Origin of the sequence: Mycolicibacterium agri, from assembly GCF_002553505.1 — a bacterium.
GTDB lineage: Bacteria > Actinomycetota > Actinomycetes > Mycobacteriales > Mycobacteriaceae > Mycobacterium > Mycobacterium agri.
In genome coordinates this window covers 1-8,851 of sequence record NZ_PDCP01000139.1, presented here as the reverse complement: position 1 = coordinate 8,851, position 8,851 = coordinate 1, and the positions used below count along the sequence as shown (strand labels likewise).

At 63.0% G+C, this 8,851-nt stretch carries 9 protein-coding genes and 1 pseudogene; all 10 read right to left on the bottom strand.

Annotation, left to right across the window (positions count from 1 at the left end; genetic code table 11):
* Positions 1 to 58: 58 nt before the first annotated feature.
* Positions 59 to 760 (bottom strand): TniQ family protein, encoded by a 702-nt coding sequence (locus CQY20_RS32270; protein ID WP_097945178.1) that lies wholly within the window; start codon positions 758 to 760, stop codon positions 59 to 61.
* Positions 757 to 1,878: an AAA family ATPase gene (locus CQY20_RS32265; protein WP_097945176.1), complete on the bottom strand. Its 1,122-nt coding sequence runs from the start codon at positions 1,876 to 1,878 to the stop codon at positions 757 to 759. Before CQY20_RS32265 ends, CQY20_RS32270 begins: the two co-directional genes overlap by 4 nt.
* Positions 1,878 to 4,038: pseudogene (locus CQY20_RS32260) on the bottom strand (Mu transposase C-terminal domain-containing protein). The gene CQY20_RS32265 and the pseudogene CQY20_RS32260 overlap by 1 nt, the downstream one beginning before the upstream one ends.
* Positions 4,031 to 4,699 carry a TnsA-like heteromeric transposase endonuclease subunit gene (locus tag CQY20_RS32255; RefSeq protein ID WP_234816517.1) on the bottom strand — a complete coding sequence of 223 codons (669 nt, stop codon included), beginning with the start codon at positions 4,697 to 4,699 and terminating at the stop codon, positions 4,031 to 4,033. Before CQY20_RS32255 ends, CQY20_RS32260 begins: the two are co-directional and overlap by 8 nt.
* Positions 4,700 to 4,909: 210 nt before the next feature.
* Positions 4,910 to 6,283: a replicative DNA helicase gene (gene dnaB, locus CQY20_RS32250; RefSeq protein WP_097945180.1), complete on the bottom strand. Its 1,374-nt coding sequence runs from the start codon at positions 6,281 to 6,283 to the stop codon at positions 4,910 to 4,912.
* A 480-nt stretch (positions 6,284 to 6,763) separates the two neighbouring features.
* On the bottom strand, positions 6,764 to 7,219 hold the full coding sequence (gene rplI / locus CQY20_RS32245; protein ID WP_097945174.1) for a 50S ribosomal protein L9: 456 nt from the start codon (positions 7,217 to 7,219) through the stop codon (positions 6,764 to 6,766).
* Positions 7,220 to 7,248: 29 nt separating this feature from the next.
* Positions 7,249 to 7,503, bottom strand: a complete 255-nt coding sequence (rpsR, locus tag CQY20_RS32240; protein ID WP_097945172.1) for a 30S ribosomal protein S18 — start codon at positions 7,501 to 7,503, stop codon at positions 7,249 to 7,251.
* 41 nt (positions 7,504 to 7,544) lie between these two features.
* On the bottom strand, positions 7,545 to 8,048 hold the full coding sequence (locus CQY20_RS32235) for a single-stranded DNA-binding protein (RefSeq protein WP_097945170.1): 504 nt from the start codon (positions 8,046 to 8,048) through the stop codon (positions 7,545 to 7,547).
* Positions 8,049 to 8,124: 76 nt separating this feature from the next.
* Positions 8,125 to 8,415 (bottom strand): 30S ribosomal protein S6, encoded by a 291-nt coding sequence (gene rpsF, locus CQY20_RS32230; protein ID WP_097945168.1) that lies wholly within the window; start codon positions 8,413 to 8,415, stop codon positions 8,125 to 8,127.
* A 181-nt stretch (positions 8,416 to 8,596) separates the two neighbouring features.
* The coding region (locus CQY20_RS32225; protein ID WP_109789712.1) for an IS30 family transposase at positions 8,597 to 8,851 on the bottom strand (255 nt) is incomplete at its 5' end.

Genomic DNA, 8,851 nt, shown 5'->3' with positions numbered 1-8,851 from the left:
TCCTCGTCGTACCTCTTCGCCATGATGCGAACAACCTTCCCTCGAAAGAAGGTGTGCATCAAACCCGGGGTGGTTCACTGCTTCGGTACACGCCGAACGTGGGGGTGTCGTCGTCGATGACGGCGTTGATGATCCGCTGGGCATGAATGACGGGGTGGTCCGCGTCGAACGCAGCGACTGGTGCGTTGGTCAGGTCGGTGTGGCATCTCGCCGGGGCGCGTCCGGTCGCGTCGGTGGCGGCATGGGCGCAACGGCCCGGCTCGGGAATGATGTCGCCGACGTGTGTGCGGCGGCGTTGAACTGCGCCGCACTGTGGGCACGCATCGGCAAGCAGGCAATTGTGGATGGTGCAGGCGAACGTCCAGCCGAGTCGCCACGCCAGCTGCCATCGGCCGCCGGTCTGTTCCAAACATGCGGGGCAGAAGCGTGATCCGACCGCACGTCCCCACGGGAACGCACGGCTGATCGTCCCCGTATTGGGATTGATTCGCAGCGCCCGGTCCGAATAGTGGGCCAGGACCATGGTTTCGAGCCTAGCTTTGCTAGCCCCGGTGGCTTCGTTGATGACCGCGGTTTCTTCGGGTTCCAGCCTGACGATCCACGCGCCGCTGCTGATCGCGTCGTTGCGGTTCAGCGCCATCGCCGACAGCAAGTCGCCGAAGGCGCTGTGGGTGCGGGCAGCGATCGCTTCCAGCCAGGAGTCGAGTGCTTCGCCGTCAATCGGAGGGACGCGGATTGGCAGCGTCCGCACGGCGGTCATCCGGCCCTGCCGATTCTGGTCGTCAAACGTCGCGCGTCGAAGGCGGTCTGGAGTTCTTGGCGGGCTTTCTCCGATGCTGCATCGTTTTTCACCTGGTCCATCAGCTCGCGGGTCAGAACTTCCGCGCCGGTCCGCACGGCTCGTTGGCAACCCCGGTTGATCAGTGTCATCAGCGAGCCGATATGTCCGGTGCTACGGGCGAACAGATAGTCCGATAGGTCGTCGGCCAACATGCCGGGACACTTATCGGTTAACACAATCCGCTTCTCCAGCGCGAGGAGAAGTTGGCGCCATTCGCGTCGGCCCTCATCGGTCCCAATGTCAAAGGGCCGCATATCAAGTCTGGTTGTCCTGCGCCCGGTTTGGGCGATCACTGCGTCCTCATAGGAGGAGCCCTCCGAGAACAGACCGCGTGCCGCCAGACCGACACCAACGAAGAGCAAGGTGACGGGAAATTCGTTCGCAATGTACTTGAAATGGTTGCTGATCTCGACACCGACGGTGTTGCGCCACCGCAGGAAATGCAGATCATCGACGATTAGCAGCTTCGTCTCGCAGGTCAGCACGCAGTCCAGGGCACGGTGCGCAAAATGGGCAGCGTTGCCGCGTGAGACGCCCGGATGAGCGAAGAACGCCAGCATCGCCCGGTTGAACTCGACCCTGCCGGTGTTGCCTGTCAACCCGACCCGGCACACCGGCCAACGTTCATGCCCATCGCTGGTTTCGGTTCCCTGTTCCTTGATTTCGCGGCGATGAAACTTCTTGGCGAAATCAAGCACTGAGGTGGTCTTGCCGAGTCCGGGAAACGCATCGATCGCCACCGCTCCCTTGGCTTTATCGCCATCTTGGGCGTTGCTGTCCACGATGTCCCACAAGTCCTCGTGCAAGGTGGCCAGCTGTGGTGTCTTGATGGGGCCGAGGTTGGCATGCCACTCGCGGCGCTGGCGGTTGTAGTCGTCGAAGGCCTCCTCGCTGAGTGCCTCAAGTTGTATGCGGGTCAAGGGTTCCGGTGGAATGCGGGCAGCGGTGTTGACAAACTGCTGCCAGCCTTCTTTCCTGGCCAGCGTGAGATTGTCCAGTCGGTTCTCGGGTTCGTGCTTTGGGGCTCGCTTGACCATCACGCGTCTTCCAGAGCGTCTGCATAAAAGTCGGTCATGGTGTCGTCGTCGAGATCGTCTTCGGAGTCATCGTCACCTGCCTTAGGGTTGGGCACTTTGATATCCGCGTCTTCCTCGTCGTCCTCCTGAGGAGGTCCTGCGGTGGCCAGCACGCGGGCGGCAGACGGCAATGTGGCGACCTCATCCCGCTTTTCGTCCTCGTCGAGCAGGACGGCTTCGCGTGAGAGCCGCAACGCCATACGGCGCTCCGTCACCGTTGACCCCAGACCCAGGTTCCACCGCTCCAACAAGTCCGCGACCGCGAGCCGATCGTCGGGGTAGGTGTATTTCGAGGCGGCGAGCTTGCGCGCGAACGCCAAGGCGTCCTCACTGAGCGGCATGTCCATCGATGGGGCGTGCTCCCACGTCAGTGTGTGCCACGTGTGAGTGTCCGGGTCGCGGAAGAACGCCCGGGTGATATCATCAGGGTCGTAGTGAATCGGCCAGCGGCCCTTGGCTTCTCCCGCGTACGGGCTGGTCACGTTGCGGTATGGGTTCAGCGCGGGCCCGTTGTAGCGGCGGCCGCCGAAGTCGACGCCGTAATGCTGGATCCTGCGCCATTTGGTCTTGAGGAACTCGTAGGCCAAGTCAGGATCACGCGGGGCCTCGATGTAGCCGGCGCGAGCGATACCGTGCTCGAACATCGTCGCCGGTGACATCCGTAGCCCCGGCAGGTGTGGATCGATCAGGCTGTCATGGGGCCGGTGGTGATAGATCACCGCCACCCATTCGCGGATGATCGCCTCCAACTCGTCGAGGTAGAAGAAGGCGTCTGATTCGGGGTCCAGTCCGCGCGAATGCACGTCCGGGCCCTTATATCCGGGCAACGCCTGCAGCAGATCCTCGCGAATGGTGCGGAAGAACCGCTCCACCGGGCCCTTATCCCGCCCCGTCCGCAACCGCGCGGGCTGGATCGAAATGCCCATCCGCTGACACACACTCGTCAGATGATCAGACACGTAGATCTTGCCGTGGTCGATCACAACGGTTTCCGGCACGATCGCCGGCCCCGCCGCGCCGGTCAACGGTCCATCGACCGCATTGACATCGACTAGGACCGATCGTGGGATGCCGTGTTCGGGCCAGACCGCGTGCGCCGGCCAATCCTTGCTCGCCGGCCGCGGACGGTACGCCTGGTAGAGCACCGACGCGGCATCCACCGACTTCGTCGACACCGGAGTAACCCGAATCCCGGTGATACAGCGGGTATACCAGTCCATCCCGACGGTCAGCTCCGCCTGCACCCACCGCAGCGTGACCGGGTCCAAGGCAAACACGTCCAGCCGTGTGGTATCCATCAGCAGGTACTCACCAGGGCGGGTCGGGCGCAGCTTGCCGTATGCGCCAGCCGGCCGATCAGCGATATCGCGGTTCCTCTTGGTGCTTAAGTGGAAGGTGGGATGTCGGTTCTCGAGTTGCTCCAATACTCGATACGCCGTAGCGCGGCTTGGCAAACTTGACGACGTCTGGCCCATACCGCGCAACGACCCGAGCACTGGTCCGCTTGATCACCATCGCCTGGGAGGGCCGCGACTGATCCGTATGCTCGACCATCACCTCGAGCGCGGTCTCGACCCAGCGTTCGTCGACAAGGCCCAGCGGCTTCTGCCGTCCGACAGCACTGCGCGCCAGGCCGGCTTCACCATGTTGGCGGAAGTCTGCTACCCACTGCGTGATGGTGCGCAGACTCACCCCCAGCTCAGCCGCCTTCGCCTCGTATCGCGCAGTCAGTGAATGCCGGACATCGTACTGCACCCGGGGCTCACCCGCGGCCGACAACTCAGCCGTCCCGGATCGATGACCTGTCAACGCTTCTCGAACATGCGCGGCCCGTTCCGCGACGATCGCCCTCTCAGATTCAGAAAGGGCTGACAACACAACATCAGCGGGTTCGACATCGTCGTCATCTGCATTCGGGCCCTCGCTGTCGGGAACAAGCCGCGCGCGCCGACTCGTCAACAACTCCTGCAAACTCAATCGAACGACCCCACCTTGCCCACCGCACGACCGCAGCACCGCCTCGGTTCCCGACGGTCCCGCGTACAGTTCAGCGACTTCAACTAGCTCCCCGTCGTAGACGACTCGCGCTCCAACACCAACGCGGACAGCAGAACTAGTCACAGTGGGGTCCCTTCATCAGCATGGTCGAACTGGTCAATGGCGCGGCCACATCGACTGTGAGGTAGTGGTTCCACACCAGGTGAAAGACGGCCGAACGCACGAGCTCGCGAGATCGACCGAAGTCAGCGCTCAAGGCCTCGCCCAACGTACGACCCGAAAGATCGCGGTCGCGTACCTCGTCTAACAGCGTCACGTCGAAACATCTCCGCTGACGAAACCCCGCCAGAAACCTGACGTTACTGAGCTCCGTCACTGGCGGCTCACTCCAGACTTCGTAGCACCACCCACGTCCCTCAACGAGCTGCCTTGTCCAATCGAGTGTGGCGCCGATTCGCGGATCCGAAAGGCGGGCACGGGGTTTGACGTCTACGATCAGGGGACCCTGTTTGGTGAGTAGTGCGAAATCGGGGACATGCCTGCACACTCGCCGACCGACCTTGGCCTTCAACAAGAACGGCTGCGCGACGATTCGGCGCACCGCCTCGTCGTAATCGGCGTACAGCAGCCGCGCCAACTCCAGACGGGACTCATAAATGACGTGCGACTGCTCGGTCGACGACCAATACGTGCCCGAGTAGTGCTTCTGGCCCCGATACCACCGAAACGTTCGCCACGGCGCTGCGGCGCTGAGGAGATCCGCAGTCGCAAGAGTCCAGTCCACTGAGAACTCAGACAGGGTGTCCTTGTTTCGGACCGAGACTATCGCCTCAGCGGGCTGTCCGTCTCCGGGCACCTCTCGACCGTCTCACCCGATGCCCACAATCCCCCGCACCTCAGTCGGTGTGTCTCACGTTCACTGCATAAATGCAGTCTTGATGCAGCCGAAGTTGAGAAAATGCAGTCAAACTTGAGAACCTACAGTCGCGTTGTGCTACTTCGCCATATTGGTGAAGCGCGACAAATGCAGTTGGTGCGCAACGGTTATCGTCTTCGTCGGCCCGTTGCGGTGCTTGGCCAATATCAGGTCCGCTTCGCCGCCACGCGGGTCGTCGCGCTCGAATGCATCGGGGCGGTGCAGCAAGATCACCATGTCACTGTCCTGTTCGATCGCTCCGCTTTCGCGTAGATCAGCTAACATTGGCTTCTTGTCGGTGCGCTGCTCCGGGCCGCGGTTCAGCTGGCTCATGGCTACCACGGGCACCTCCAGCTCTTTAGCCAGAAGCTTGAGCTGCCTTGAGAATTCAGATACTTCCTGCTGTCGCGACTCGACCTTTTTGCCCGATGTCATCAACTGAAGGTAGTCGATCACGATCAGTCGCAGATCGTGCTTTTGCTTGAGTCGACGAGCCTTCGCGCGAATCTCCATCATCATCATGTTCGGCGAATCGTCGATAAACAAAGGTGCTTCGCTGATCTCACTCATTCTCCGCGCAAGCCGCGTCCAGTCGTCATCGCTCATACGCCCGGATCGCATGTCGCTCAGCTTGATCTTCGCCTCTGCTGACAGCAGACGCATAACGATCTCAGACTTGCTCATCTCCAGCGAGAAGATGACGCTCGTCAGTCGATTCTTGATCGAGCAGGAGCGCAGAAAATCTAAACCCAGCGTGCTTTTGCCAACGCCGGGTCGCGCCGCGATCACGATCATCTGGCCGGGGTGTAGACCGTTGGTCACCTCATCGAGTTCGATGAAGCCGGTGGGGACACCGCGCGCGATTCCACCCTGCGACGCGATCGCGTCGATCTCGTCCATCGTCGGCTGGAGCAAGTCCTCCAGCGCAACGAAATCTTCCGACGTCCGGCCCTCGGTGACGTCATAGATCTCCGCCTGGGCCCGGTCTACGATTTCGGCTACCTCGGCGCCCTCGGCGCCCGCATAGCCGTATTGGACGACGCGCGTGCCCGCCTCGACCAGCCGGCGCAACAGCGCCTTCTCGGCGACGATGCTCGCGTAGTAGCCGGCATTGGCGGCCGTCGGCACCGTGGAGATGAGCGTATGCAGATACGGGGCGCCGCCGATGCGGCGCAGCAGACCGCGGCGGTCCAGCTCGGCGGCCACCGTCACTGCGTCGGCCGGCTCACCGCGACCGTAGAGGTCCAGGATCGCGTCGTACACACACTGGTGGTTGGGGCGGTAGAAGTCGCCGGGGCGGAGGCGCTCCAGCACATCGGCAATGGCGTCCTTGCTCAACAGCATGCCGCCGAGCACCGCCTGTTCGGCGGCTTCGTCTTGTGGCGGCTGACGGCCGAAGTCCTCAGTCGGCGGCGGAACGTCCGACCGACCGAGATCGTCGACTACAGCCACGAAGCGTCCACCTCCCCACATACTCTCGAACTCACGTTCGATGGCCGTACCCGTGACTGTAAGCCAGGCCGCCGACAGAACAATCACGCGGAACGCCGGAATGCCTTGCGACGGCCAACGCTAGACGTTGCTGGAGAGACCGCAAAGGCCGCCTGTTTATGAACTTGTGGATGGGGTGTGGATATCTCCGCTCGGCCGTGTTGAGGCGTTGGGGAAAACCTGTGGAAAGACGCCGGAGTTCACCACATTCCCGCAGATAAGGGCACCACAAGGGTGGTGACAAACTGTGGATGACAAATTCCTCGGCGTGTCGCCGCGGGTTACCGCTTCGGGCGTGTTGAGTTTCCGGTTGGCACCGGCCGGGTTAACGCCGGGTTATGTTCGCTGAGTGGATAGCCGCACTATCTGTTCGCCAGACATGCAGCAACGCCGGCGCGAGGCCCGATAGGGCGTTCACGCCGGTGTTGACGGCTGCGTAGCTTATTCGGCGACGATATTGACCGAGACCGTCGCGTCCACATCCGGATGCAGGCGCACGGTGACGGGATAGATGCCCAGGGTCTTGATGTGCCCCTTGGGCAACTGGACGGTCCGCTTGTCCAGATTCGGGCCGCCGGCCTTCTTGATGGCCTCGACGATGTCGGAGGCAGTGACCGAGCCGAACAGCTTCCCGGTGCCGGAGGCGGTCCGCGCCGGCAGCTCGATGGTGCCGAGACCTTCGAGCGCGGTCTTCAACTCGTTGGCGTGCTCGACGTCGCGCACGGTCTTGAGCGCGCGGGCCCGGCGGATCGCCTCGGCCTGGCGTTCGGCGCCGCGGGTAGCGGCGATCGCCAGCCCGCGCGGCAGCAGGTAGTTGCGTCCGTAGCCGTCCTTCACCTCGACGGTGTCGCCGGCCACGCCGAGATGATCGACCTCGGCGGTCAGAATGAGCTTCATTTCTGTCGTCTTTCCTTCAGTGCGCGGGCTCAGCGGGCCGACGAGGTGAACGGCAGCAGCGCCACCTCGCGGGCGTTCTTCACCGCGACCGCGATGTCGCGCTGGTGCTGCACGCAGTTGCCGGTGACGCGCCGCGCGCGGATCTTGCCGCGCTCGCTGATGTAGGTGCGCAGCAGCGCGGTGTCCTTGTAGTCGATGACCTGACCCTTCTTTGCGCAGAACACGCACTTGCGGGTCTTGACCGGCTTCTCGGGTGCCGGGCGTCGTTTGTTGGCCTTGGCCATGTCGCTATCTCTTTCTTACTTCTTGCTGATTGAGGTTTGTGTCAGAAGGGCGGTTCGTCGTCGCTGCCGGCGAACGATCCGGTCGCTGGAGCGCTGCCCCAGGGGTCGTCTTTCGGTTCCGTGCGAGCGGCGGGGGCGCTGCCTCCGCTGCTGCCGAATCCGCCGCCACCGCCGCCGCTGCGGCTGACCTTGTTGACCTTCGCGGTGGCGTAGCGCAGCGACGGGCCGATCTCGTCGACCTCGACCTCGACGACGGTGCGCTTCTCGCCCTCGCGGGTTTCGAAGGACCGCTGCTTGAGCCGGCCCTGCACGATCACACGGGCGCCGCGGGTCAGGCTCTCGGCCACGTTCTCGGCGGCTTCCCGCCAGATGTTGCAGCGGAGGAACAGCGCCTCGCCGTCTTTCCACTCCCCGCTCTGCCGGTCGTAGATCCGCGGTGTCGACGCCACCGTGAAGTTGGCGACGGCGGCGCCCGACGGCGTGAAACGCAGTTCCGGATCGGCGGTCAGGTTTCCGACGACGGTGATGGTGGTGTCACCAGCCACGAGCTCCTCCTGCAGTCATATCGGGCGGTGGGTGTCGAGGGCGAGCCTACGCAGCCGCCCCGACTACCGGCAGCCTTTAGTGCTTGTCGGTCCGCAGCACCTTGGTGCGCAGCACGGACTCGTTCAGGCTGAGCTGACGGTCGAGCTCGGTCACCGTGGCCGGATTGGCCTTCACGTCGATGACCGCGTAGATGCCCTCGGCATGCTTGGCGATCTCGTAGGCCAGCCGGCGGCGGCCCCAGATGTCGATCTTCTCGACGGTTCCGCCGTCTTTGCGGATGACGTTGAGGAACGTCTCCAGCGACGGGGCGACGGTGCGCTCGTCGAGGGTGGGGTCGAGAATGACCATGATTTCGTATGGACGCATGAGAACCTCATCACCTCCTATGGGCTATCACGGCCACGGCCTGTCCGTGGCAGGAGGGTTACCTGCGTCGGCAACCGGCCCAGGCTACAGGAAATCGCCCTGATCTGCGAAATCGCGCTGCTCGGTGCGGCCACTCTTCACCGCGAGCAGACGCGTGTGCACGGGGTTTCCTCGGGCGATTTCAGGCAGTGGATGCAACAGCGGGTGGTTTTGGCGGGTTTGAGAGTAGCTCGTCGAGGACTTCAGCGGGTTTCTTCCAGCCGAGGGTTTTGCGGGGTCGGGTGTTGAGTTGGGCGGCAACGTAGTCGAGGTAGTCGGCCGGGAACACTGATAGGTCGGTGCCTTTAGCAAAGTATTGGCGCAGCAGCCCGTTGGTGTTCTCGTTACTGCCGCGTTGCCATGGCGAGTGCGGATCGCAGAAGTAGATATCGAGCTC